Source organism: Flavobacterium limi (assembly GCF_010645075.1).
Classification (GTDB): Bacteria; Bacteroidota; Bacteroidia; order Flavobacteriales; family Flavobacteriaceae; genus Flavobacterium; species Flavobacterium limi.
The window spans coordinates 459,776-484,822 of sequence record NZ_JAADZV010000001.1 but is presented as its reverse complement, the minus strand read 5'-3'; the positions used below and the strand labels follow the sequence as shown (position 1 = coordinate 484,822).

Sequence of the window (25,047 nt, the reverse complement as noted above, 5' to 3'; positions counted from 1 at the left end):
TTAAATATAAAACCGTAAATTTGCTTTTTATCCTTACAATGAAAAGCAATTTACTTTCAGGTATATACAATCCCGCCGATTTACGCCTTTTAAAAGAAGAGCAACTTGCTCAGGTTGCTCAGGAATTACGTCAGTTTATTATTGATGTGGTTTCTGTAAAAGAAGGACATTTGGGAGCGAGTTTGGGCGTGATTGAACTAACAATTGCACTACATTATGTTTTTAACACCCCAGAAGATTTACTGGTTTGGGATGTGGGCCATCAGGCTTACGGACATAAGATTTTAACCGAAAGAAGAGAAAATTTTCACACCAACAGACAGCTGGGCGGCGTTGCGGGATTCCCAAAAAGAGACGAAAGCGTTTACGATGCTTTTGGTGTTGGACATTCTTCAACGTCAATCTCTGCAACGCTTGGAATGGCGATTGCTTCTAAACTAAAAGGAGATTTTGACAAAGAACATATTGCCGTAATCGGTGACGCTTCAATTGCCAGCGGAATGGCATTTGAGGGCTTAAACCATGCAGGAGTTACCGATGCTAATATTTTGGTTATTTTAAACGACAATGCTATCGGAATCGATCCAAGTGTAGGGGCTTTAAAAAAATATCTGACAGCGGTTAAAAACGGAAAAAATCCGAAGCAGAATAATATCATCAAATCTTTAAATTTTGACTATTCAGGCCCAATTGACGGACATGATATCCCCTTATTAATCAAAGAATTAAATCGTTTAAAAAAGATAAAAGGACCAAAATTTCTTCATATTGTTACTACAAAAGGAAAAGGTCTGCAGCAGGCAGAAGAAAATCAGGTAAAATATCATGCTCCAGGAAAATTTGATGCTTCAACCGGAGAAATTCATCTAAAGTCTGAAGAAAATTTACCTCCAAAATTTCAGGATGTTTTTGGCCTGACCATACTGGATTTAGCCAAAAAGAACCAAAAAATTATCGGAATCACACCTGCAATGCCATCCGGAAGTTCTTTAAAATTCATGATGGATGAATTGCCGGAACGTGCTTTTGACGTAGGAATTGCAGAACAGCATGCCGTAACACTTGCCGCAGGAATGGCAACACAGGGCATGATTGTATATTGTAATATTTATTCTACTTTCTTACAGCGTGCCTATGATCAGGTCATCCATGATGTTGCAATTCAAAATTTACCTGTTATTTTTTGTTTAGACAGGGCCGGTCTGGTTGGCGAAGACGGTGCAACACATCATGGCGTTTTCGATATTGCTTATTTAAGAGCTATTCCAAATATGATCATTTATGCGCCAATAAACGAAATTGCGCTTCAAAATATTTTATATACAGCCCAACTGGGATTAAATCATCCAATAGCTATCCGATATCCGCGCGGGCGTGGCGTTTTGCCAAATTGGAGAACAGAAAATTTCGGACATTATAAACCTGTTTCGATTGGGAAAGCAAATTGTTTAAAATCCGGAACAAAAACAGCTGTTTTATCTACCGGCGCTATTGGAAATAATGTAATTGCCGCTTTAAATCAATTAGGCAATCCTGAAACCATTGCTCATTACGATTTTCCTTTTATAAAACCTTTGGACAATGATTTGTTAGACAAAATATTAGCCTCTTTTGATTATATCATTACCATTGAAGAAGGAACAAAAATTGGTGGTTTTGGAAGCGCGGTTCTGGAGTATGCTACAGCAAATAGTTTTGCAAAAAAAATAGAAATTTTAGGTATTCCAGACATTTTTATTGAACATGGCACAGTAATTGAGCAACAACATTTTTGCAAAATTGACGTTAAAAATCTTGTAAATCTTTTTAAAAAATTATAAAATAAGTATTTTGCACAGCCGAAAAGAAATCAAAAGTTAAACCTAATGAAATTACTCCGCTATACCCTTTTTTTATTCATTCTTTTATTTACAACAAACAGTTTTTCTCAGATTATCAGAACTACATTAGATCCTGGGCAGATAGCCCCGCCTCCTTCTAACTGGGCGAAAAAAAACAAACTTGGTTTTGATATTTCAGAAATTGCCTTTGTTAACTGGAGTGCAGGGGGAACAAGTTCTATTTCAGGATTGTTTAAAGGCGAATTTACCCGAACATACATGAAAGACAATCACAAATGGTTTAATGAACTTATTGTGAAGTATGGAATGAATAAGCAAGATGGGACAGAACTAAGAAAAACGGACGATGCAGTACAGTTTAACTCTACTTATGGTTTTAGAAAGGATACTATATCCAATTGGTTTTATTCTGCAAAATTCAATTTCAACACCCAGTTTACCAACGGTTATCGATACCCAAACAGGGATGTAGCAATTTCTAAACCTTTTGCTCCGGCTTATATCTTTCTTGGAGCAGGAGCTGAGAATTCAGACAAAAAAAAGAACAGAACTTTTTATTTCTCTCCAATCACATTAAAAACTACTTTGGTATTAGATCAGGATTTAGCAAATCAGGGCGCTTTTGGTGTTAAAAAAGCTATTTATGCTCCAGATCCTCTTGATCCTGATAATCAGATCTTAATTGAAGAAGGTCAGAAAGTAAAGGCTGAATTTGGTATCCTTTTTACGGGATACATGAAAAGCGAAATTTACAAAAACATTTTTTACGAAAACAGACTGACTTTATACACTGATTATTTAAACCGATTTGGAAATGTAGACGTAGATTACGATACACGTCTGGATCTCGTTGTCAATGCATACGTAAAGGCCAATATCGGACTTCACATCATTTACGACGATGATATTAAAGCCAAAAAAGAAGTCGTTGATCCTGTTTCAGGCTCAAAGTCACAGGTAGATGACGGGCCAAAAGTTCAACTAAGACAAGTTCTGGGAGTAGGTCTTGTATATGCTTTTTAAATGAATTAACTTTTTTTTCTGCCATTAATCATTTCATATAATTCTAACGCGTTTCCATCGGTTAAAAGAGAAACGTAATGACAAATATGAAGCAGACGCTCATATAAATTACCTTTTTCCAAATGATGCTTTTCAGGAAGCATCTTCAGGATTAATTTATCGTAATTTGAAGCAGTCCCTTCATATTTGTTATTAAAAGCTGTGATGAATTTATCCAGCAAAGTCTGGATTATTTGATAACCGACAATTTCTTTTTCAATTACTTCACGGCTTTGATAGATTTTATCTATACTTAGTTTGATAATATCATTCATCTGTGCCTTATATTTGCTTTTATCTGTTAAGGCAAAAGGGAAATTTCCTGCCAGAATTGCTTCTTCGTTTTCAATAAAAACTTCTACAGCATCATTGATCAAAGCTCCAATTGCCAAAGCACGAAGATAACTGATTCGGTCTTCTTTGGTTTCTAATAAATTGTATTTATCAACACCAATATTATCTTTTACCAGTTTGATGAGGTATTCTAAAGCATAATCTTCAGAAACCAACCCTAAATTAATACCATCTTCAAAATCGATTATTGTATAGCAAATATCATCGGCAGCTTCAACTAAATAAGCCAAAGGATGTCTTTCAAAACCAATATCATCATCTTCCTTATTTGGGATCAACCCCATATCTTCTGCAACTTCCTGAAAGAATATTTTATCGGCCTGAAAAAAACCATATTTTTTATCTGCAATATTGCTTGTTGGTTTTTTAGGAAGGCTTTCTTTTGGGTATTTCATAAAAGCTCCTAAAGTGGCATACGAAATACGCAATCCTCCTTCTATTCCCGGACGACTTCCTGTTAGAACAGAGAAACCATTAGCATTTCCTTCAAAATCAATTAGATCCTGCCATTGTTTTGCAGTAAGCTTATCTTTGTATTTTAATCCTTTTCCGCTCGAAAAATATTCTCCAATCGCTTTTTCACCAGAATGTCCAAAAGGCGGATTCCCTATATCGTGAGCCAATGATGCCGCAGCCACAATCGCACCGAAATCATTCATATGATAACCGTGAACCTCTCTTAGATAAGGGTATTTTTCAATAATTTTTTTCCCAACCAAACGTCCAAGCGAACGTCCTACAACCGAAACTTCAAGGCTATGCGTTAAGCGTGTATGTACGAAATCTGTCTTAGAGAGCGGAATTACCTGTGTTTTATCCTGCAAAGACCTAAATGCCGATGAAAAAATGATACGGTCATAATCGACCTCAAAACCTAATCGGGTATCATCTTGTTCTATACGTAATCTTTTGTTTGTGTCGCCTTGTTTTTTAAGAGATAAAAGTTGTTCCCAGTTCATTATGATTTTGGATTGTCGATTAACGATTTTTAGATTTTATGATTTAGAAGAATCAAAAATACATTTTATTTTAGGACTTTTCTAAAGATACTAATTCAAGATGTTCTTTTAATTGCTCTTCGAGTTTAGATTTTACAACTACAAAAGTTCCCGAATTTTTATCATGCAGTCCCAAAGCACGCCCTCTTAAAAAACTAAATGCTTCGAAAGGTACAATACGCAATAAAGATCGGCCAAGAACAGGCAGTAAGGCTGGTTTTGATCCATCTTCCATCACTACAATTGTTTTAGTAAAATACTTGGCCGGTGAGCGGGAAAGAAATGTTTCTGTTATTCCATAACACAAAACTAATAACGCCCCAAAACAAATAACGTTCTGTAATATCTAATGAATTAATTCCTTTTGAATCTCAGATATATTTAAAAATTTTATTGTTAATCTTGCAATAATGAGTTTTAGTACACCATCAATAATAAAATTTAGAAATCGTTTTGGTTTTGATGCCAATAAATAATTTGGGATTTTAAAACGCGTATTTTTCATTTCTCTTTCTGTTTTACAAACCAAAATTACATTTTATTTTAAAACCTATTATGCTTAAAACTCCAACGCCGTACTATGTTTGATTTCACCCATTACAAAAATACTATTGGTATTTCCAATATTCTCTATGGTCGATAATTTATTCATTACAAAATCCTGATAACTAGCCATATCCTTTACTAAGATTTTGAGCATAAAATCATAATCACCGGCAATATTGTAACATTCGATGATTTCAGGAAGGGCGACAATATCTTTTACAAAATTACTCCCTACGTTTTTTGCATGTTCTTTTAGACGAACGTTGCAGAAAACTGTCATGCCCCGATTCATTTTTTTCCTGTCCAGAAGCGCAACATACTTTGTAATGTAACCATCCCTTTCCAGTTTTTTTATACGTTCATACACTGGTGTAACGGTAAGAAATAATTTACTGGCGAGATCTTTTGTATTGATATTGGAGTTTTCCTGAAGGTGTTTCAGTATCAATAAATCAGTTTTATCTAAATTTTCCATAGTGTTTTTTACGGCTAAAAATCCTTTTACAATAATTTTACAGTAATATAATCTTTAAAATATGATTTTAAAAACACATTTTACTGAAATATAAATCAAATATAAGTTTTAAAAACCAATAAATGTAAATTTGTTCAGTAAAAAATACTGAAACTAAATGAAAACAAATAATTTAGGTTACCCAAGAATCGGCAGCAACAGAGAACTAAAAAAAGCTTCTGAATTGTACTGGGCAGGAAAAATTTCTGCTGATGAACTTATTGATGCCGGAAAAGAAATCCGTCTTAAAAACTGGAAGTTACAAGCTGAGGCAGGAGTTGATCTGATTCCGTCTAATGATTTTTCTTTTTATGATCAGGTTCTGGATCTGACTTTGGCTGTTGGCGCAATTCCAACACGTTATCATGAAATGGCAAAAAGTAACTCCTCTCTTGATTTGTATTTTGCAATGGCGAGAGGATCTCAAAAAGACGGACAAGATGTTGTGGCAATGGAAATGACTAAATGGTTCGATACCAACTATCATTATATTGTTCCTGAGTTTACTAAAAACCAAAAGTTCGAATTGTTTTCTGAAAAAATAATCAATGAATTTAAAGAGGCAAATGCAATCGGAATCAAAACAAAACCTGTTTTAATCGGACCTGTTTCGTATTTATTATTGGGTAAAGAAAAAGAAGAAGGCTTTGAAAGAATTGATCTTATCGATGCGTTACTTCCTGTTTATTTTGAAATTTTAGAAAAATTACAAGCAGAAAATACCGAATACATTCAATTAGACGAGCCTTTTTTAGCTTTAAACCTGAGCGACAAAGAAAGGAATACTTTCACGAAAGTGTACAACGAAATCAACAAACGTTTTCCTAAACTTAAAGTCGTTTTAGCCAATTATTTTGATTGTTTCGGAGAAAATCTTGAAACCGCTTTAGCTCTTCCGGTTGATACGTTCCATTTAGATTTAGTTCGCTGTCCTTCTCAATTGGATGATATTTTAGAATCGGGAAAATTAGCTGCAAATGTAAATCTTTCTCTTGGAGTGGTCGATGGAAGAAACATCTGGAAAAATGATTTCCAAAAATCTTTAAAATTAATCCAAAAAGCAACGGCTGTATTAGGCGAAAACAGGATTTTAGTTGCTCCGTCCTGTTCCTTAATTCACAGTCCTTGCGATTTGGATCTGGAAACAAATGATCAGACCTTAACTCCTGAAATCAAACAATGGCTGGCTTTTGCAAAACAAAAAATCAACGAAATTGTATTGTTGAAAAAATTCGCTTCAAAAGAAGTTGATGTTAAATTTTCGGCTGATTACGAAAGAAATGTTGTGGCAAACGATAATCGTAAAACTTCAAAATTAATTCATAATAATGAAGTAAAAGCCCGTGTTGCCGGAATTACTGCTTCTGATGACAAAAGAAAAAGTACTTTTGCCACAAGAAGAAAAAGTCAGATTGAAGCGTTAAACCTTCCTTTATTCCCAACCACTACAATTGGATCTTTCCCTCAGACTGCTGAAGTGAGAAGCTGGAGGGCAAAATTCAAAAAAGGAGAATTAACAACCGAGCAATACAATGATTTAATCGAAAAAGAAACGGAAGCTACGATTCGTTTTCAGGAAGAAACCGGAATTGACGTTTTGGTACACGGAGAATTCGAACGCAACGATATGGTGGAATACTTCGGAGAACAACTGTCCGGATTTACGTTTACCAAAAACGGCTGGGTACAAAGCTACGGAAGCCGCTGCGTAAAACCTCCTGTTATTTACGGAGACGTTTCAAGACCAAACCCTATGACCGTAAAATGGTCAAAATATGCACAGTCTTTGACTCCAAAATGGATAAAAGGAATGTTAACCGGGCCTGTAACAATCCTGCAATGGTCATTTGTCCGTAACGACCAGCCCCGTTCTGAAACCTGCACGCAAATTGCTTTGGCCATTCGCGATGAAGTTGTGGATTTAGAAAAAGCCGGAATCAAAATCATCCAGATTGACGAACCTGCAATTCGTGAAGGTTTACCTTTAAGAAAAGAAGAATGGGCTGCTTATCTGGATTGGGCCGTAAAAGCGTTCCGAATTTCTGCTTCTGGTGTAGAGGATGATACGCAGATTCACACACACATGTGCTACAGCGAATTCAACGATATCATTCAGAATATTGCTGATATGGATGCCGATGTAATTACTATCGAATGCTCGCGTTCTCAAATGGAGCTTCTGGATGCATTTGCCGATTTTAAATATCCAAACGAAATTGGCCCTGGCGTTTATGACATTCACTCTCCAAGAGTTCCGTCAAGCGAGGAAATGGTAAAATTATTAGAAAAAGCCTCTGCCGTTATTCCCGTAGATCAGTTATGGGTAAATCCGGATTGCGGTTTAAAAACACGCCATTGGGATGAAACCAAAAAAGCGTTAATTGAAATGGTTGCGGCCGCTCAGGAAATGAGAGCTGCTGTTGAATACCCTGTAAGTTTATAAGTTTTAAATATTTTTTTAGTGCCGGCAAACGGAGTCGAAAATCTTGTAGTTATGATTTATTTCGACTTTGTTTAAGCTGGCATTTTTTATTTTTTGAAGCTAAGAGCATCCTTTCTCACATCACATTCTGTCCCGCTATCCGTTATATCTTTTGCGGCGAACACCGCCACAAAAGGATACCACTTCTATCGGGGCTAAACGACAGGTTTAGTTTTCATAAGTCCCTTTAGCACAAAAAAAGCACCCCAATTGGAGTGCTCTCTGAAATTGAATATAAAACTTAAAATTAGAAGTTTTTAGAAATCCCAATATTAAAAGTCTGACCGAAGTTGATGTAGAATCTACTGTAATCTTCTCCATTATTGTCAAAACTTAATGTTTCGTATCCTAAACCACCAATACTGAAGTTCAGACCAAAACCTTTTTTCATGTTAATAAAAAGAGCCGGAGTCACACCTAAATATATACCGTCTCCTTTGTATTTCACATAACCGTTTCCGTTGTTGTCGTAGATTTTATTTTTCTCAGTCTGGAAACCTGCTCCCATGTCAGCAAAAACAGCAAAAGTCTGATTTAATGGCACAGAGTAACGTACAAATCCTCCTAATCTGAAGTTATTGTCTTTACGTTTTACATCGAAGTTATCAACATCAGATGAACTTATTGCAAATTCTCCTCCAACTGTCCAGTTATTATTAAACTGATAACCCACTTTTGGAGAAAAAGAAAAAGTATTTACTTTCTCTTCGCTAAATCCGTACTCTGATTTTTCAGACTCATAACCGATGTTTCCACCTACTAAGATTGTTCCTTTTTGAGCATTTGCAAAACTACAGATAGCCAATGCAGCCATCACTAAAATTTTTTTCATAATTTGGGTTTATTTTAATTTAGCCTTCCTTTAACAACAACGATGCCGTGAATACCGGGCTGTTCATTTTTTTTATAATTACTTTAAAAGATAATTTTTTAGTAATCGAGACTATTTCTGTTTACTTTTGTAACAAATAAAAAGTCATGTCGATAGAAGTAAACAGCATATCAAAAAGTTACGGAGAGCAAAAAGCTTTAGATGAAATTTCTTTTAAAATTGAAAAAGGAGAAATCGTAGGATTTTTGGGACCAAATGGTGCCGGAAAATCTACTTTAATGAAAATTTTGACGACTTATTTACTTGCAGATAGTGGTTCAGCCCTTGTAAATAGTCACGATGTCATGACAAACACCAAAGAAGTCCAGCGTTCAATTGGGTACTTACCTGAGCACAATCCGTTATATTTAGATTTGTATGTTCGTGAATATTTGGCTTTTAATGCCGATGTTTATAAAGTGAATAAATCAAGAATCGATGAAGTAATTCAACTGACAGGACTGACACCGGAAAGCCATAAAAAGATAAGCCAGTTATCTAAAGGGTACCGCCAGCGTGTAGGACTTGCCAATGCCTTATTACACAATCCTGATGTATTAATTTTAGACGAACCCACTACCGGACTGGATCCGAATCAGTTAATCGAAATCCGTAATGTAATTAAAAATGTGGGAAAAGATAAAACCGTTTTTTTATCCACACACATCATGCAGGAAGTCGAGGCCATTTGCGACCGTGTCATTATTATTGACAAAGGAAAAATAGTGGCAGATAAAAAACTGGACAATTTAATCTCAGCAGACAAAGAGCAGGTAATCGAAGTAGAATTTGATTATAAAATTGAAGAACAGGTAATTGCTACAATTCCACATTTAAAATCATACGTAAACATACATGACTCTTTATGGGAATTAACCTTTTTAGCAGATAAAGATATGCGTCCGACTGTTTTTGATTTTGCCCATGATAATGGTTTGAAAACATTACAGCTTAATCAGAAAAATAAAAATCTCGAAGCTGTATTTAGAGAGATTACTAAATAGGCTTACCTGTTTGAGATAATAAAAAACTCGTTTTAAAATAGTTTAAAACGAGTTTTTCTTTTTTATCTCATCAATGATTTCAGATAAATCGTAAACAATAACGACAATACAATGGCGGAAATCCGAAGTATGTTTTTTAGTAAGCCATTCTCAAAATTTAGTGAGGGTAAATTAGATTTAGTTTTTAGAAAAAATACGGCGAGCTTTTTATAATCTAACAAAATCAAAAATAAAACCCCAATTGTCAGCAAGACCGATTGTAATAAAGCACCGGGATTCATGTGATAAAAAATATTAATCAAAGTGAGATTAAAAAGTAAAGCAAACAAAATTATGGCTCCAATTAATGAGGTGTTTCTAAACAATAATAAATATCCTCCCACAATCTGGATAATCGCTACTATGATTCCGAAAGTATGTGAATATCCAAAATAAAACCAGGTCAGCCACTCTCCTGTCTGCCTGTTCATTGGCATACTAGCAATTTCTGCCGGCACAATAAACTGAAGTCCATAAAATTTCTTCCAGCCAAAAGCAGCAATAGTAAAAGCGATACAATACCGAATACTGCTGTACAAAAAACCATATATTTTTGTGGAATTTATTTTTTGTTTTTTTTCTAAAAAGTGCCAGATAAGCGGAAAAAATAATACACTTGACAAGGAAATTCCAATTAAGGAAAAAACCAGAACTGGTGGAAACCACGGAATATTTCCGCCATTGCCAAGCAGTAATAATAACGCAGAAAATTCGAGTCCAAGAATTAAAGTAGTGAAAAATTTTTTCCAGATTGAATTTTGAATTTCTAAAGATGATTGTTCTAACATGGTTTATCAGTATTTGAGTTAATATCCTGCAAATTTGAATATTACCCAACCACTAAATGTTCCGATGTACCCTTTCGAACGTAATTAAACCTCTTTTTTCACTAAAACTGTATTCGCTTTTACAAATTCTGTGGGAGACATTCCGGTATGTTTTTTAAATGTGGTATTAAAAGTTGTTTTTGAATTAAAACCAGATTCATAAGCAATTCCCAAAACGTTTAATTGATTGTATTTATCAGAGAGCAACAATCTTTTTGCTTCTTCAATACGGTATTTATTTATAAAATTATAGAAATTGTCCTTGTACAATTCGTTAATCAAAAACGAAGTTTCGTTACAGCTGGCATTTAGATTTTGTGCTAATTTCGGCAGGCTAAGGTCATTTTCTAAATACACTTTTTCTTCGTTTATAAGCAATTGTAATTTTCCATTCAGTTCATTCAGGCGATTTTCAGAAACCCTTTTAGGATTATCTTTTTTGTCGGTTTTAATTTCAGATAAATCACTTATTTCGTAATTGTTAAAATCAAAAACTTCTTTTTGCTGCAGAGAAAAATACGCCAGAAAAAAGATACTTACACAATACAGCAAAGGAGTAAATTCAATTAAATTTTTCAGCTCGAAAAACACCAGATTAAACCAGGCGATTACAATTACCAGCAAAATAAGAAGAAAATATTTCAGCCAGACCAAATCTATTTCTTCTGTCGATGCCGAAAACTGTTTTAAATTCTTAAGATGTTGCTGCAATTTTGCAAAAGACAAACTCCAGTACACAATCACCTGAAGCGGCAGTGCCGTTCGAAGAACAAAGAAAACTACCCTTCCTGTTTCATGACTGAATTCGATATTTTTTCCGGTAGCAAAAAAAGGCAATCTGAAAACGAGAAAAATGACAAACGGTAAAAAATGCCATAGATTTTTCTTTTCAATTTTTTTATTCAACGACGTGAAATACTGTATGCTGATATATAGAAAAGGGGCTGTTAAAAACCTCAGCAAACCTATCAGCTCAAAAAGATTTGGATGTGCTGTGTAAATTTTTTGATAAAACAAAGGAATCTCGAGCATGGCAAAACCTAATGTAACTACAAACAATCCGAGGTATTTATTTGCTTTTACGTTTACCTTTCGTTCATCGAAAAAAAGTAAAAAACCAAGTAAAAATGCAGCTCCGGAAGTAATACCCATTAAGATTGGAGAGTTCATCATATACAGTAGGTTTAGATTCTCAAATATAATAATCAATGTTGTTTTATTTTAAAAAACCAATAGCTATTAACAGAAATTATTTGTTATTATTAATTTATCTATTTTTGCTTTTTATTGATATCATCCCAACGCTTTTTATGAAAAAAATTATATTTTGTTTATGTTTAATTTCTGGTTTCTACACTACTGCTCAAACCACTATTTATGAAGAAAAAGATAGTAAACAGTATCTATATTACAAATCTACCCTATTACCAAACAGCAATTCAGTTTTGATAGGGAAAAACATCTATGACGAAAATGGCAATAAAAAACCACTTTCAAATACAGATTTCAATAAAGACTTTCTAGCAATATCGAATTCCGAAAATTCTTTCTTTAATGTTGACCGGTCTAAAGGAGCATTTAATCAAAAATGTATGTACATCATTGATGGGAAAATTATAGAAATAAATTATGCAGAAGTTAAGGATTCTAATATCCAGATGTTCGAAAAGAACCAAAATTTTACTTCAAAGTATGAATATAATTTAGTTAATAACAAGGGGAAATTTAAACTGAATTTTTTAAAAGACGATATTTATTTAGCTGTAAAAGATATTGTTACCAGAAAAAAGAATATTTATAAAATTGACAAACCTAATTTAGATATGTACATTGGATCGAATTTTATAAGTGTTAAGGAGGAATTCAGATTTGACCTGAGAGTGAATTATGACGAAACGATTGATTTAATTAGTAAATCGATTTCAAAAGATTATTCAAATACTATCTTGTATAAAACCAGATTATCCAATGAAGGCAAAAATTTAAACAATTTAGTTTATGACCTGAAAATCCCTAATCGTGTTTTTCTATATTCAAAAAATGATGCCGGTGAATATAATTTTGGAGGTTATAATAATGACTTTATTCATTTCGCTGATGATCTTTCTATAAACAATTATATTGAAGATGCAAATACTGGTGATATCTACATTTATGGTCTTTTTGGTGATGAAGCCGGAAAATTAAATACGATGGCCAGCCCGAAAGGATTTTATATTTTTAAGTATGACAAATTAGGAAACAAAACTTGGGAATCTATCAATGCTATTGAAGATAATGATTTTAACAAAGGTCATGTCATGAATACCATTTATGTTGATTTATTTCAATTGAACAATACTGTTTGTTTTACTATCCGAATTAATGGACTAAAGGATTTCTTTAATTATAATATTGTAGAGAAGGCAACAGGAAAAATGGTAAAAACCCAAAATTTAGAGTTTAAAGATGTTTTTGCTCATCTCAACGAAACTAATAATAATGACTTTCATATCAATAAAGATTTTAAAAATCTTCAACAATTAAAGAATACAACCTTTGATTTTAATGCTGTTGCGGCCTACAATTATAATTCAGAAGTAGCCAAATATATCAACAGCATCAAGTCCGACAATAAGACCTATTTTTCAGCTCATTTTTCAGACAAAGGGATTTGGTTAAATGAAAGTGTCGAAAATGAATATTTTAAGATAACTCTTTTTAAACAATAACATTAAAAGCTCCTCTTCAAAGGAGCTTTTGAATTTTTACACCTGAACGTTTGTGTAAGTATTTTCAAAAAGTGCAGGTAAATTTTAATCCTGTTTCACAAAATAACTATTAACCTCAAACCATTCTGTCAATCTTTGCGGCCATGATTTCAGTGAATTTGTTTTGGCTCTTTTACCCAAATTAAAAGCGTGACCGCCTTTTGCGTATAAATGCATTTCAACCGATACATTCGCTTTCCGGTATCCGTTTAGCAGTTCAATTATCGGAGCTGAACAACAGGAATCATCATTTGCCGCCACAAAAAAAGCCGGAGGCGCATCGGACTTAATCTCTTTCGGAATAAACAATGGTCCTGGATAAACTAATATTTGAAAATTGGGTTGTGCATCTAATTTGTCAATTGCATCCGAAGTGTTTTTCAAAACATTATTAGAATTATAAGCAATCAGGGCAACAACTTCTCCACCTGCCGAAAATCCCATTGCACCAATTCGGCTAGGGTCAATTTTATATTCAGTGGCTTTACTTCTTATTACTCTCATCGCTCTTTCGGCATCCTGTTTAATGTGTGTTTCTAATTTATATGGGGAATCTTTTGTTCTGGCTAAGCGGTACTTCAGAACAAAAGCCGTCACTCCGATACTATTCAAATAAACAGCTGCATCTTTTCCCTCTGAATTAAAAACCAGATTTTCATGCCCCCCTCCGGGACAAATAAGTACCGCCATTCCGTTTGGCTTCTCCGGTAAATAAGCGGTTATCGATGGATTATGAATGTTTCTGACCCACCAGTCCTGTGACTGTTCCGGTTCGTCTTTAAGATTTTCAAAGCCAGGGGCTCCATATTCCCACAATGGGATCTGAATACCTTTATTTTGAGATACAATTACATTGAAAAAAATCAAAAGACAGAAATAGATATTCTTTTTTACAATTTTCATTCTCTATTAATTTAGAAATAAATGCTAAATATAAGGTAATCAAAACAATCCGGTTTATACAAATTTGTCATATACTGATTATAAAGTACAATTATACTTTATAAATCAAAACTCCTAAACGAAATCTAATTATAAAATTTAAATATTTTTTATTATTTTTATTTAGAATTATTACAAATAATATTATATTTGTAATCGTAACAGGTTTGAATACTCTTTGAAACCTATGTCTTTAGTTACCTTTTTTTGTTTTTTATTTTTTTTGAATAGAAAAGGATCTGTTTTTTTAAGCAGATCCTTTCTTTTAAACTGTAATAATGTTTTTTTTAAAGAATTAAATTTTAGAAAAAACTTCTTTCATTTCATCAATCACAATCCGGATATCTTCTGCTGTTGTTCGCCAATTGACAAATGATGCCCTGATACCTTTTCGGTTTTGATATACCGTTGGTGTCATAAACACTTTTCCGGTATTATTAAGTTCAGACAAAAACTGGGATACTTTTCCCTGATTATGATCTCCTTTTAATGTAAAACAAACATTGTTTAACCGAATTGGCGCCAGAAGTTCAAAAGATTCTTCTTCAATAAGAGCATTTCCGAAGTTCAGAGCCAGTGAAATGTTATTTTCAACTATATCCCGGAAACCTTCTTTTCCGTATGCCAATAATGAAAACCAGACAGGCAAAGCTCTTAAACGTCTTGAGTTTTCAGGTACTACATTAAAGTAATTAAAATTCTCTAATGGATTTCCTAAATAAGGTGCATTTGAGTTCTGAAAAGTTTCAATCTGTAAAGCTGTATGCTGTTCTTTTATCAGATAAAAAGCACTTTCATAGGGTACATTCAGCCATTTATGACAATCAATTGTAATACTGTCTGCTCCTTCCCACCCTTTTACAAAATGTTTGTATTTGTCTGAAACAGCAGCGAAACCTCCAAAAGCAGCATCAATATGCCACCAGAAACTGTATATTTCTTTTAGTTTTAGAATTGCTTCAAAATCATCAAAATCGGCAGTATTGACTGTTGCTGCACTTGAAATTAAAATAAATGGTTTACCATTTAGATTTTTAATATTTTTCTCTAAATCTACTATATCAATTCCTTCACGATTTCCTTCAATGGTTTGAATTGGGGTATAATTCTGGCTTCCAATTCCTAACATTGATAATGTTTTTATGGAAGAAGAATGCGGGGTAGCCGAAAAAATATTTATGGTTTCTGAAATTCCATTTTTAGCAAAATCTTTCCCGGATTGTTTTCCAAACCATTGTCTGGCAACCCCAAGACAGGTAAAATTTGACATCGTTGCACCGGTCACAAATCCTCCTAAAAATGATTTTGGCAGCTCTAATAATTGCAAAAGCAGATTAATTGTTTCAAATTCTATCAATGCCGATACACCGCCCTGCGCTTTTACAGCTTGTGTGTTTTGGTCGTAAACTGAAGTCAGCCAGTCCCCAACAATAGATGCAGGGGTTGAACCTCCTGTAACAAAACCCCAATATCTGGGTCCGGAAGAAGCCACCATTAATGGTGCTAATCTTTCATTAAACTCTTCTAAAGCTGCCAGCGATCCCAAACCTAATTCGTTTAATTCTCTGCTGTGATCGATTGAATTTTTGTTAGAAGTTGGAATATTTTCGAGATCATTCAAAAAATCGATTCCTTGCTTTTTTGTTTTTTCTAAAATGTTTTCAAAATTATTCAAATCGTGTTGAAGTACTGAATTCACTATATAAATTTTAAAAAGTTTGACGTATTAAAACGGTAATAAACAGAATTAATTATTACCATTATTGAAGCTGATAAAAACTTACTTCTCTAAAACAATTGTTGTAAAAGTCCGGTCAACAAGCTCTCCTGTTTTGCTTTTTACCTTTTCTGTCTGGCTTTCAGTGTAAACAACTCTAAAATCTGTTTTTTCAATTAGTTTTAACACTTTTCCTGTACCATAAAGTTCGAATTCAAATTGAGTAAACGGAAGAGTCTTCATAAAACTTTCCTCTGCAAAAGTCAGACAGAAATTGCCATTTGGTTTTAAAACCCTGTAAATTTCTGAGAGTAGTTTTTGAGGATTCTGCCAAAAATAAATGGTATTTACAGTAAATATTTTATCGAAAGATGCTGCTTCAAACGGAATGATATTTCCATCATAAACCGAAAAGAAAGCTTGTTTTTGAGAAACAAAGTTTCTGTTCATCTGGCGTGCTTCCTGAAACATTAGTTCTGACATTTCAAGACCGTAATATTTTAGATTTTTGGCTTGTTCGAAAAGAAATTCAACATGGCCTGCGTTTCCATGGCCTAATTCAAGAATTTTATTTTCTGCCGAGATATTCAGGTTTTGAATTGAGTGGCGTGTCATATTGATGTTGGTTTCATGCATCATATTGGCCATTTCGATTCCTTTTTCTCCTGTTGGATGTTTCAACTGGGATGCTATTGCCTGTAGTTCTTCTTTTTCCATAATTTTTTAATATTACAAATTGAAATTAAAACTCCTAATGCCCTAGCCCAGATAGGAACGGCATCCTTTTGTGGTGGGGTTCACCACAAAAGATACAGTGGAGAGCTGGAAATAGCTCCTGAAACTTTTTATTCTTTTGCCAGAAAAGTAACTTTAAAAAACCTGACTGGCAATCTGACGGATATTCTCAGATTTACCCATTGAATAATAATGTAAAAACGGAACTCCGGCTGCTTTTAATTCTTTTGACTGCTGAATCGCCCATTCGATTCCGACCTGTTTGATTTCAGCGTTGTTTTTGCATTTGTCCACTTCGTGAATCAAATCTTCAGGTAAATCGATGCGGAAAATCTGTGGCAGGATCTGCATGTGTTTTTGAACTGCAATTGGTTTAATTCCAGGAATAATTGGCACTGTAATACCCATTTCTCTTGCTTTTTCTACGAATGCAAAATATTTAGCATTGTCGAAAAACATTTGCGTTACCACATAATCTGCTCCTGCATCTACTTTTTCTTTTAATCTTCGCAAATCAGACTGCAAAGAAGGCGACTCTAAATGTTTCTCCGGATAACCTGCAACACCAATACAAAAATCGGCTCTATTGTCGATATCCATCACTTCATGAAGATATTTTCCACAATTTAAATCGTTAATTTGTCTAACCAAATCTACAGCATAATGATTACCTCCATCTTTAGGAACGAAAGACTGTTCGTGTTTCATTGCGTCACCGCGAAGTGCCATAACATTATTGATTCCCAGATAATGACAATCCACTAACATATATTCAGTTTCTTCCTGTGTGAATCCGCCGCAAAGCAAATGAGGCACTGTATCAACGTTGTATTTGTGTTTTATAGAAGCGCAGATTCCAAGCGTTCCCGGACGCATACGAGTTAACTTTTTATCTAAAAGTCCGTTACCTTTATCAATGTAAATATACTCTTCGCGAGATGTCGTTACATCAATAAATGGCGGTTTGAACTCCATTAACGGATCAATGTTATCGTACAATTCCTGAATGCTTTTCCCCTTTTGAGGCGGAATAATTTCAAATGAGAATAATGTTTTTCCTTTGGCGTTTTCTATATGTTCTGTTACTTTCATCTTAAGTCTTAAAGTTGTAAAGTCCAAAGTCCAAAGTCTTTCCTTTCGGACTTTATGACTTTTGACTTTATGACTATTTTTAATCTGCTATATTAGGGTTTAACCATTTCATTGCGTAATCGAGCGGTACATTTCGGCGTTTGGCGTAATCTGTAACCTGATCTTCCTTTATTTTTCCGAGTCCGAAATATTTACTTTTCGGATTTCCGAAGTAATATCCTGAAACCGATGAAGCCGGCCACATTGCCATACTTTCTGTCAATGTAACTCCAATTTGTTTTTCAACATCAAGAAGCTTCCAGATCGTAGGTTTCTCCAGGTGATCCGGACAAGCTGGATAACCCGGAGCAGGACGTATTCCTTTATAATTCTCTTTAATCAATTCTTCGTTGGTTAAAGATTCTTCTGAGTCGTAACCCCAGAAATCTTTACGGACTCTCTCGTGAAGATATTCGGCGAAAGCCTCAGCAAAACGATCGGCAAGTGCCTTAACCATAATCGAATTATAATCGTCAAGGTTTTTCTCGTATTCTGCCGCCCACTCGTCTACGCCAAAACCGGTTGTTACACAGAAAGCTCCCATGTAATCATCAATACCGCTTTCTTTTGGCAAAATAAAATCAGCCAGAGCTATATTTGGTGCTCCTTTCGTCTTTTGTGACTGCACTCTCAAAGTCAAAAACTTCTCTAAAACTTTTCCGTTTTCATCACGCAATTCGATATCGTCGTCGTCAACCTGATTACACGGAAAAATTCCAAAAACACCTTTTGCTTTTAGTTTTTTCTCTTCCAAAATCACTTTCAGCATTGCCTGGGCATCTTTAAAAACAGAAGTTGCCTGCTCACCCACAACCTCATCCGTTAAAATCGCCGGATATTTTCCATGCAATTCCCAAGTCTGAAAAAATGGAGTCCAGTCGATATACGGAACTAAAACATCCAATTCTATTTCGATAGTTTGAGCGCCAATTTTCTTTGGTTTAGTCGGAGTATATTCAGACCAATCCAACTGCAATTTGTTTTTACGGGCATCTTCAATCGTCAGGAAGTTTTTATCTCTGGAACGATTTAAGAATGTTTCTCTAAAAGCATCATATTCTGCTCGAATATCCGCTGCGTATATTTTTCGGTTATGATCTAACAGATTTCCTGCAACGGTAACAGCCCTCGAAGCATCGTTTACGTGAATTACAGTTTCTCTGTATTGAGGTGCAATTTTCACGGCTGTATGTGCGCGCGAAGTCGTTGCCCCGCCAATCATAATCGGGATTTTAATATCTTGTTTGTCTAATTCTTTCGCTAAATACACCATTTCGTCAAGCGAAGGGGTAATCAGTCCGCTTAAACCGATAATGTCTACTTCGTGTTCGATCGCCGCTGCAATGATTTTCTCCGGAGGAACCATTACACCTAAATCTACAATCTCGTAATTGTTACAGGCTAAAACAACCGAAACGATGTTTTTACCAATATCGTGAACGTCGCCTTTTACAGTGGCCATCAGGATTTTTCCGTTTCCTTGTTTGTCACCGGCTTGTTTACTTGCTTCAATAAACGGCAATAAATACGCCACTGCTTTTTTCATTACACGAGCCGATTTAACTACCTGAGGAAGAAACATTTTCCCGCTTCCGAATAAATCTCCTACGACATTCATTCCGGCCATCAAATTGATTTCGATAACTTCAATTGGTTTTGTAGCTGCCAAACGTGCTTCTTCTACATCTTCTTCAATAAAAGCATCAATTCCTTTTACCAATGAATGTGTAATACGATCCTGAACCGATCCTAAACGCCATTCCTGAACGGCTTTTTCGTCACTTTTTACTTCGCCTTTTACATTTTCCGCAAAATCTAAAAGTCGTTCTGTAGCATCGTCACGTCTATCCAGAATTACGTCTTCAACGTGTTCTAATAAGTCTTTTGGAATATCATCGTAAATCGTCAACATCTCCGGATTTACGATTCCCATCGTCATTCCTTCTTTAATGGCGTGGTATAAAAACACTGAGTGCATCGCTTCACGAACGACGTCGTTTCCTCTAAACGAGAACGAAACGTTACTCACACCTCCGCTAATATGTGCGTGCGGCAAGTTCTCGCGAACCCATTTTGTTCCCCTGAAAAAGTCCAAAGCGTTTAAACGGTGCTCTTCCATTCCGGTTGCAACCGGGAAAATATTCAAATCGAAAATAATATCCTGTGGAGGAAAACCTACTTTGTTTACCAAAATATCATACGAACGCTGGCAAATCTCTACTCTTCGATCGTAATTATCCGCCTGACCTACTTCGTCAAAAGCCATAACAATCGCAGCCGCTCCGTAACGTTTGATTAATTTAGCATGATGAATAAAGGCCTCTTCTCCTTCTTTTAACGAAATTGAATTGACAACACTTTTTCCTTGTACTACTTTCAGACCCGCTTCGATGATTTCCCATTTCGAACTGTCGATCATAATCGGCACTCTCGAAATATCTGGTTCTGCAGCAATTAAGTTTAGGAATTTGGTCATAGCAGTTACACCATCCAACATTCCCTCATCCATATTAATATCGATAATCTGCGCTCCTCCTTCTACCTGCTGTCTTGCAATATCAAGTGCCTCGTCATACTTCTCTTCCTTGATTAATCGAAGGAATTTTCGCGAACCTGTTACATTCGTACGCTCCCCAACGTTTACAAAAACACTTTCGGGCGTAATAATCAACGGTTCTAATCCTGATAATACAAGGTCTCTTCTTTTTTCTGTCATTTTCTTTAAAGTTGCTAAGCTTCTGAGAGGCTTAGGTTCTAAGTTTTATTCTATATTTTTTAGGCTTTTAAACCTTTAATCTTTTTATTTTGGGCGTGCCCTCCGGTCGGGCTATCCATTACAAGTCCTCAACCAATTCCGTTATCACTGCATTGGTCTGCGGGCTTTTCACTGCTATCCCTCACGCAGACTTGGTTTCATAATAAATTATGTCCTTCCGATAATTTAAATTTTTAACCTACATTAAAAACCTTTAGTGCTTTTAAAAAATCCATTTGGTCCACGTTTTCTTTTTTTATCAATGTAAAATGAACAAATGAATTTTCACCTATAGAACCTCCAGAAAAACTTATATCACCAATTTCTAATACCTTGTCAATTTTTAAAAATAAAACACAATTTTCAATTGTCTTTCTTACGGTATTTTCATCTTTAAACGATGAATTTTTGAACCCTAAAATTCTTTCCGTCAAAATATTAAAATCGAAATAATGTAACTGAAATGTTTGACTCATAATTGACTAAAATAAATTATATTGATTCTCTACACTAAAACCGGCGCCACTCTCGGCTTATAATCCTTAGCAACTTCAGCCATTAATCGAATATGATCCGGAGTTGTTCCGCAACAACCGCCAATGATATTGATTAAATTATCTTCTAAATATTCTTTGATGAATGCCTGAGTCTGCTCCGGTGTTTCATCGTATTGTCCAAAAGCATTTGGCAATCCTGCATTTGGATGTGCTGAAACGTTGAATTGTGTATGTTGCGCTAATGTTTTTAAATATGGCTTCAACAAATCGGCTCCTAAAGCGCAGTTGAAACCAACACTCAATAACGGAATATGTGATACTGAAATCAAAAATGCCTCAACCGTTTGCCCGGAAAGTGTTCTTCCTGAAGCATCTGTAATCGTTCCTGAAACCATGATTGGAATATCGATATTGCGTTCTTCTTTTACTTCTTCAATTGCAAAAAGTGCTGCTTTTGCATTTAGTGTGTCGAAAATCGTTTCTACTAAAAGTAAATCGCAGCCTCCATCTAGTAAAGCCTCTACTTGTTCTTTGTATGCAATTCGTAAATCATCGAACGTTACGGCTCTGTAGCCCGGATCGTTTACGTCTGGTGACATACTAGCCGTACGGTTTGTCGGTCCGATTGAACCTGCTACAAAACGAGGTTTTTCCGGATTTTTGGCCGTGAATTCGTCAGCTACTTCTCGGGCTATTTTTGCCGATTCGTAGTTTAGTTCATAAACCAGATCTTCCATGAAATAATCGGCCATACCAATTGTCGTTCCTGAGAAAGTGTTGGTTTCTACGATATCTGCGCCTGCTTCGTAATATGCAGCGTGTACGTCACGAATGGCCTTTGGCTGTGTCAGGGATAATAGATCGTTGTTTCCTTTTAAAGGATGCGGGAAGTCTTTAAAACGTTCGCCACGAAAATCTTCTTCAGAGAAGTTATATCGTTGTAACATGGTTCCCATTGCTCCGTCGAGGATCAGGATTCTTTCTTTTATTGCTTGTTGTATTGTTGACATATTGTTTTGCCTTTTGCCACGAAGACGCTAAGACACTAAGCTTTTTTATATTTTCTCAAAGTAAACCTAACAGGTTTTAAAAACCTGTTAGGTTTGAACTTGAATGATTATTTTTAATTTGTTTCCAAAACTCACAATTGACGGCTCTTTAGCCCCGATGGGAGCAAATATCCTTTTATTCTGGGGTTCAGAATAAAAGATATTGCGGACAGCGGGAAACCATGATGGCAAAAAACACACCAATAATTCGCTCCTTTTACCAAATTGATTCAGTAAAATTATGTTGTAATGTTGTCAGGAAAAGTTTTGAGAAATACGCGATGTATTTTGCGTTATCTATCTTGAATGTCAAAGCATTAAGTAGAATGTAGCACCTTCTTTATGGCAAAGGGTTGCTAAGGTTTCATTGGGTCTTTCCCTCCGCCTTTCGTGATAACTTTCAATAAAATTAGGAACGGTGCAAAGGTACAAAATAGCCTTTCGACTTGCAAGTTTTTTTTACGATTCTAAAATGCTAAGGTTCTGTGGTTCTAAGATTAAATTTTCCGGAATAAAAAAAGCTCGAACTATAGTAGTTGAGCTTTTTTTATTCTAAATTTCTCGCTAATAAGCCTAAAGACTGACTCATTAATAAAATCAAAATGTGATTTGTTTAAAAACTTCTGTCCCATTTTAGAAATGTATCCATGACTTCCTGATGATCTGTTAATTCATTATCTGTCATTTTCATTTCACTGCCGACTTTGGAATTTTCTTCTAGTAGTTGTTCGTCATTGTTCATAATAGATAATTTGTTTAATACTTTCTTAAAGTTAATATTTTATATTGGTAATTCAAAATACTAAAATCAAAATTTCTCATCTGAAAAAAAATTAATACTGCAAATTTAACCCACTTCTTACAGACTAAGTTTAAATTAACATCAACAAAAAAGCCCAAACTAAAAAAGTTTGAGCTTTTGATATTAAAACCTTAACGCCTTATTTCATTAAAACTTCAGCATTAATGATTACACTATCGCTTTTACAACTGCTTTCGGCGCTTCTTTACGAGTTCCGTCAAAACCGTCTACACCCGAAACTGTAGTGTATTTTAAAACGTATTTTTTACCAGGGTTAACGATTTGGTAAGCTGCCTGACACATTAAAGTTGCTTCGTGGAAACCGCAAAGGATTAATTTTAACTTTCCAGGGTATGTATTCACGTCACCAATAGCAAAGATTCCCGGAATGTTGGTTTGGTAATCTAATGCATTGTTTACTTTAATTGCATTTTTCTCGATTTCTAATCCCCAGTCAGCAATTGGACCTAATTTTGGAGTCAATCCAAAAAGTGGAATGAAATAATCGGTTTCGATTTTACGGTGTGCTCCATTTTCTTCGATATCCAAAGATTCAACATGCTCGGCACCATTGATTCCAACTACTTCAGCAGGAGTAATTAATTTGATTTTACCGGCTGATTTTAATTCCTGTACTTTTTCCACAGAATCTAAAGCTCCTCTAAATTCATTTCTACGGTGAATTAAAGTTACTTCTGAAGCTACATTAGCAAGGAAAATACTCCAGTCTAATGCTGAATCTCCCCCTCCTGCAATAACAACTCTTTTATCTCTGAATTTCTCAGGATTTTTAATGAAATATTTTACTCCTTTATCTTCATAAAACTCGATATCTTCAATAAGAGGTTTTCTTGGTTCGAAACTTCCCAAACCTCCCGCAATGGCGATAACCGGTGCGTGGAATTTTTTCCCCTTGTTTGACGTTACAATAAAACTTCCGTCTTCTTGTTTTTCGATGGTTTCTGCACGCTCACCTAAAGTGAAACCTGGCTCAAACTGCTTAATCTGCTCCATTAAACCATCTACTAAATCGCCTGCCAAAACTTCCGGAAAACCAGGAATATCATAAATAGGCTTCTTTGGATACAACTCTGAAAGCTGTCCTCCAGGCTGAGGCAAAGCATCTAAAATATGGCATTTTAATTTTAATAATCCTGCCTCGAAAACGGCAAATAAACCTGTTGGTCCTGCTCCAATTATAAGTATATCTGTTTTAATCATTATGGTGTTGTTTATAATCATTCTTAATAATGCAAAGAAACGAATAATTTATTCTAATTTCAATGATTTTTATCATTCATTTCTTTGTGAAACTTTTACTCTTTATTTTTTTAACGAAGCTGTAATTTCGTCCATTTTTTTACATCGTGTTAAAACACGACGCTAAAATATGATCCGTTTCTCCGTAACTTGTATACTATTCTTTCTTTTTCAAAGAAGCTGTTATTTCATTCATCTTCTTCACTTTATCTTCAAAATCACCTTTTAAAGTTTTTCTGTATTCATTGAGATTCTCGACCATGTGATTGATATCTTCCGGAATTACTTCTTCAAAAAATTCTCTTAGCCTTTTGGCTGTTGTTGGAGATTTTCCGTTAGTCGAAATGGCAATTTTTACATTCCCTTTTGTTACGATTCCACCAAGATAATAATCACATAAATCAGGCGTATCAGCAATATTGCAAATTAAATAACGCTTTCTGGACAAATCGTATACTTTTTTATTTACTTCTAAATCATCGGTACACGCAATAACCATATGGCGCTTTTTGAGCATTTTTTTCTTAAACTTCGACTGCGTTAACGTAATCGAAGGATGTTTTTCTGCCAAAAGTTTAATTTCAAGATGAAAGTCTTTTGCAACTACCTCAACATTGGCATTCGGACTTGACTTTAATAAAAAAGAAAGCTTTTCTAATCCAACATTTCCTCCACCTACAATCAGCACATTTAGATTGTGAAGTTTTAAGAATACCGGATATAATTCGTTTTGTTCCATTTCAATTTTTTGTTTCGTCGAAAATACTAAAATCTGACGTTACAATTTTTATTTAATCATTGGATTAAAACCCAATGTTCTTTTTATTCATTATTTTATCAGGTTGAAACCCTACGCTACAATATGTTTCGT

General features: G+C 34.8%; 21 protein-coding genes and 1 riboswitch. Of the genes, 5 read left to right on the top strand and 16 right to left on the bottom strand.

Annotated features, from left to right (window positions below; all coding sequences use genetic code 11):
• Window positions 1-38 precede the first annotated feature (38 nt).
• Complete coding sequence (locus GXM16_RS02080) at window positions 39-1,820, top strand: 1-deoxy-D-xylulose-5-phosphate synthase (RefSeq protein ID WP_163392254.1); 1,782 nt, start codon at window positions 39-41, stop codon at window positions 1,818-1,820.
• Between the two features lie 45 nt (window positions 1,821-1,865).
• Complete coding sequence (locus GXM16_RS02075) at window positions 1,866-2,864, top strand: DUF3078 domain-containing protein (protein WP_163392252.1); 999 nt, start codon at window positions 1,866-1,868, stop codon at window positions 2,862-2,864.
• 5 nt (window positions 2,865-2,869) lie between these two features.
• On the opposite strand, the gene GXM16_RS02070 is transcribed toward GXM16_RS02075, so the two are convergent.
• The 3 genes from GXM16_RS02070 to GXM16_RS02060 all read right to left on the bottom strand — a co-directional run bounded on the left by GXM16_RS02070 (window position 2,870) and on the right by GXM16_RS02060 (window position 5,276).
• Window positions 2,870-4,216: a deoxyguanosinetriphosphate triphosphohydrolase gene (locus GXM16_RS02070; RefSeq protein WP_163392250.1), complete on the bottom strand. Its 1,347-nt coding sequence runs from the start codon at window positions 4,214-4,216 to the stop codon at window positions 2,870-2,872.
• A gap of 70 nt (window positions 4,217-4,286) precedes the next feature.
• The gene (locus GXM16_RS02065; protein WP_163392248.1) at window positions 4,287-4,490 is read right to left on the bottom strand and encodes an RDD family protein; all 204 of its coding nucleotides are present in this window, start codon (window positions 4,488-4,490) and stop codon (window positions 4,287-4,289) included.
• A gap of 324 nt (window positions 4,491-4,814) precedes the next feature.
• Complete coding sequence (locus GXM16_RS02060; RefSeq protein ID WP_163392246.1) at window positions 4,815-5,276, bottom strand: Lrp/AsnC family transcriptional regulator; 462 nt, start codon at window positions 5,274-5,276, stop codon at window positions 4,815-4,817.
• A gap of 157 nt (window positions 5,277-5,433) precedes the next feature.
• Between GXM16_RS02060 and metE the strand changes: the two genes are divergently transcribed.
• On the top strand, window positions 5,434-7,758 hold the full coding sequence (gene metE, locus GXM16_RS02055) for a 5-methyltetrahydropteroyltriglutamate--homocysteine S-methyltransferase (RefSeq protein ID WP_163392244.1): 2,325 nt from the start codon (window positions 5,434-5,436) through the stop codon (window positions 7,756-7,758).
• Window positions 7,759-8,044: 286 nt separating this feature from the next.
• On the opposite strand, the gene GXM16_RS02050 is transcribed toward metE, so the two are convergent.
• Complete coding sequence (locus GXM16_RS02050) at window positions 8,045-8,629, bottom strand: outer membrane beta-barrel protein (RefSeq protein WP_163392242.1); 585 nt, start codon at window positions 8,627-8,629, stop codon at window positions 8,045-8,047.
• A 146-nt stretch (window positions 8,630-8,775) separates the two neighbouring features.
• Between GXM16_RS02050 and gldA the strand changes: the two genes are divergently transcribed.
• Window positions 8,776-9,672 (top strand): gliding motility-associated ABC transporter ATP-binding subunit GldA, encoded by an 897-nt coding sequence (gene gldA / locus GXM16_RS02045; RefSeq protein ID WP_163392241.1) that lies wholly within the window; start codon window positions 8,776-8,778, stop codon window positions 9,670-9,672.
• A gap of 62 nt (window positions 9,673-9,734) precedes the next feature.
• Here the strand turns inward: gldA and GXM16_RS02040 are convergent, their stop codons facing one another.
• Window positions 9,735-10,499: a hypothetical protein gene (locus GXM16_RS02040; protein ID WP_163392239.1), complete on the bottom strand. Its 765-nt coding sequence runs from the start codon at window positions 10,497-10,499 to the stop codon at window positions 9,735-9,737.
• A gap of 84 nt (window positions 10,500-10,583) precedes the next feature.
• Window positions 10,584-11,711 carry a helix-turn-helix domain-containing protein gene (locus GXM16_RS02035; protein WP_163392237.1) on the bottom strand — a complete coding sequence of 376 codons (1,128 nt, stop codon included), beginning with the start codon at window positions 11,709-11,711 and terminating at the stop codon, window positions 10,584-10,586.
• Between the two features lie 137 nt (window positions 11,712-11,848).
• Between GXM16_RS02035 and GXM16_RS02030 the strand changes: the two genes are divergently transcribed.
• Window positions 11,849-13,249: an opioid growth factor receptor-related protein gene (locus GXM16_RS02030; protein ID WP_163392235.1), complete on the top strand. Its 1,401-nt coding sequence runs from the start codon at window positions 11,849-11,851 to the stop codon at window positions 13,247-13,249.
• 84 nt (window positions 13,250-13,333) lie between these two features.
• Here the strand turns inward: GXM16_RS02030 and GXM16_RS02025 are convergent, their stop codons facing one another.
• From GXM16_RS02025 to GXM16_RS01985, 10 genes are all read right to left on the bottom strand, one after another.
• Entirely contained in the window at window positions 13,334-14,191 is an 858-nt protein-coding gene (locus GXM16_RS02025) for an alpha/beta hydrolase (RefSeq protein ID WP_163392233.1), read from the bottom strand.
• Window positions 14,192-14,525: 334 nt separating this feature from the next.
• On the bottom strand, window positions 14,526-15,929 hold the full coding sequence (locus GXM16_RS02020; RefSeq protein ID WP_163392231.1) for a pyridoxal phosphate-dependent decarboxylase family protein: 1,404 nt from the start codon (window positions 15,927-15,929) through the stop codon (window positions 14,526-14,528).
• A gap of 81 nt (window positions 15,930-16,010) precedes the next feature.
• Entirely contained in the window at window positions 16,011-16,664 is a 654-nt protein-coding gene (locus GXM16_RS02015) for a class I SAM-dependent methyltransferase (protein ID WP_163392229.1), read from the bottom strand.
• Window positions 16,665-16,817: 153 nt separating this feature from the next.
• Entirely contained in the window at window positions 16,818-17,774 is a 957-nt protein-coding gene (gene metF / locus GXM16_RS02010; protein WP_163392227.1) for a methylenetetrahydrofolate reductase [NAD(P)H], read from the bottom strand.
• Between the two features lie 79 nt (window positions 17,775-17,853).
• The gene (metH, locus tag GXM16_RS02005; protein ID WP_163392225.1) at window positions 17,854-20,529 is read right to left on the bottom strand and encodes a methionine synthase; all 2,676 of its coding nucleotides are present in this window, start codon (window positions 20,527-20,529) and stop codon (window positions 17,854-17,856) included.
• A gap of 233 nt (window positions 20,530-20,762) precedes the next feature.
• Window positions 20,763-21,044 carry a hypothetical protein gene (locus tag GXM16_RS02000; protein ID WP_163392223.1) on the bottom strand — a complete coding sequence of 94 codons (282 nt, stop codon included), beginning with the start codon at window positions 21,042-21,044 and terminating at the stop codon, window positions 20,763-20,765.
• Window positions 21,045-21,073: 29 nt separating this feature from the next.
• Window positions 21,074-22,075, bottom strand: coding sequence for a homocysteine S-methyltransferase family protein (locus tag GXM16_RS01995; RefSeq protein WP_163392221.1), 1,002 nt, complete (start codon window positions 22,073-22,075; stop codon window positions 21,074-21,076).
• A gap of 329 nt (window positions 22,076-22,404) precedes the next feature.
• Window positions 22,405-22,514, bottom strand: a riboswitch (SAM riboswitch).
• Between the two features lie 213 nt (window positions 22,515-22,727).
• Window positions 22,728-22,856: a hypothetical protein gene (locus GXM16_RS22970; protein WP_262494090.1), complete on the bottom strand. Its 129-nt coding sequence runs from the start codon at window positions 22,854-22,856 to the stop codon at window positions 22,728-22,730.
• A 228-nt stretch (window positions 22,857-23,084) separates the two neighbouring features.
• Entirely contained in the window at window positions 23,085-24,137 is a 1,053-nt protein-coding gene (locus tag GXM16_RS01990; RefSeq protein ID WP_163392219.1) for an NAD(P)/FAD-dependent oxidoreductase, read from the bottom strand.
• A 196-nt stretch (window positions 24,138-24,333) separates the two neighbouring features.
• Entirely contained in the window at window positions 24,334-24,915 is a 582-nt protein-coding gene (locus GXM16_RS01985) for a precorrin-2 dehydrogenase/sirohydrochlorin ferrochelatase family protein (protein WP_163392217.1), read from the bottom strand.
• Window positions 24,916-25,047: the final 132 nt, after the last annotated feature.

Bases quoted from the DNA above. Each gene is read 5' to 3' on its own strand.
- GXM16_RS02080 (WP_163392254.1), top strand. From the start codon at position 39: ATGAAAAGCAATTTACTTTCAGGTATATACAATCCCGCCGATTTACGC.
- GXM16_RS02075 (WP_163392252.1), top strand. From the start codon at position 1,866: ATGAAATTACTCCGCTATACCCTTTTTTTATTCATTCTTTTATTTACA.
- GXM16_RS02070 (WP_163392250.1), bottom strand. From the start codon at position 4,216: ATGAACTGGGAACAACTTTTATCTCTTAAAAAACAAGGCGACACAAAC.
- GXM16_RS02065 (WP_163392248.1), bottom strand. From the start codon at position 4,490: ATGGAAGATGGATCAAAACCAGCCTTACTGCCTGTTCTTGGCCGATCT.
- GXM16_RS02060 (WP_163392246.1), bottom strand. From the start codon at position 5,276: ATGGAAAATTTAGATAAAACTGATTTATTGATACTGAAACACCTTCAG.
- metE (WP_163392244.1), top strand. From the start codon at position 5,434: ATGAAAACAAATAATTTAGGTTACCCAAGAATCGGCAGCAACAGAGAA.
- GXM16_RS02050 (WP_163392242.1), bottom strand. From the start codon at position 8,629: ATGAAAAAAATTTTAGTGATGGCTGCATTGGCTATCTGTAGTTTTGCA.
- gldA (WP_163392241.1), top strand. From the start codon at position 8,776: ATGTCGATAGAAGTAAACAGCATATCAAAAAGTTACGGAGAGCAAAAA.
- GXM16_RS02040 (WP_163392239.1), bottom strand. From the start codon at position 10,499: ATGTTAGAACAATCATCTTTAGAAATTCAAAATTCAATCTGGAAAAAA.
- GXM16_RS02035 (WP_163392237.1), bottom strand. From the start codon at position 11,711: ATGATGAACTCTCCAATCTTAATGGGTATTACTTCCGGAGCTGCATTT.
- GXM16_RS02030 (WP_163392235.1), top strand. From the start codon at position 11,849: ATGAAAAAAATTATATTTTGTTTATGTTTAATTTCTGGTTTCTACACT.
- GXM16_RS02025 (WP_163392233.1), bottom strand. From the start codon at position 14,191: ATGAAAATTGTAAAAAAGAATATCTATTTCTGTCTTTTGATTTTTTTC.
- GXM16_RS02015 (WP_163392229.1), bottom strand. From the start codon at position 16,664: ATGGAAAAAGAAGAACTACAGGCAATAGCATCCCAGTTGAAACATCCA.
- metF (WP_163392227.1), bottom strand. From the start codon at position 17,774: ATGAAAGTAACAGAACATATAGAAAACGCCAAAGGAAAAACATTATTC.
- metH (WP_163392225.1), bottom strand. From the start codon at position 20,529: ATGACAGAAAAAAGAAGAGACCTTGTATTATCAGGATTAGAACCGTTG.
- GXM16_RS02000 (WP_163392223.1), bottom strand. From the start codon at position 21,044: ATGAGTCAAACATTTCAGTTACATTATTTCGATTTTAATATTTTGACG.
- GXM16_RS01995 (WP_163392221.1), bottom strand. From the start codon at position 22,075: ATGTCAACAATACAACAAGCAATAAAAGAAAGAATCCTGATCCTCGAC.
- GXM16_RS22970 (WP_262494090.1), bottom strand. From the start codon at position 22,856: ATGAACAATGACGAACAACTACTAGAAGAAAATTCCAAAGTCGGCAGT.
- GXM16_RS01990 (WP_163392219.1), bottom strand. From the start codon at position 24,137: ATGATTAAAACAGATATACTTATAATTGGAGCAGGACCAACAGGTTTA.
- GXM16_RS01985 (WP_163392217.1), bottom strand. From the start codon at position 24,915: ATGGAACAAAACGAATTATATCCGGTATTCTTAAAACTTCACAATCTA.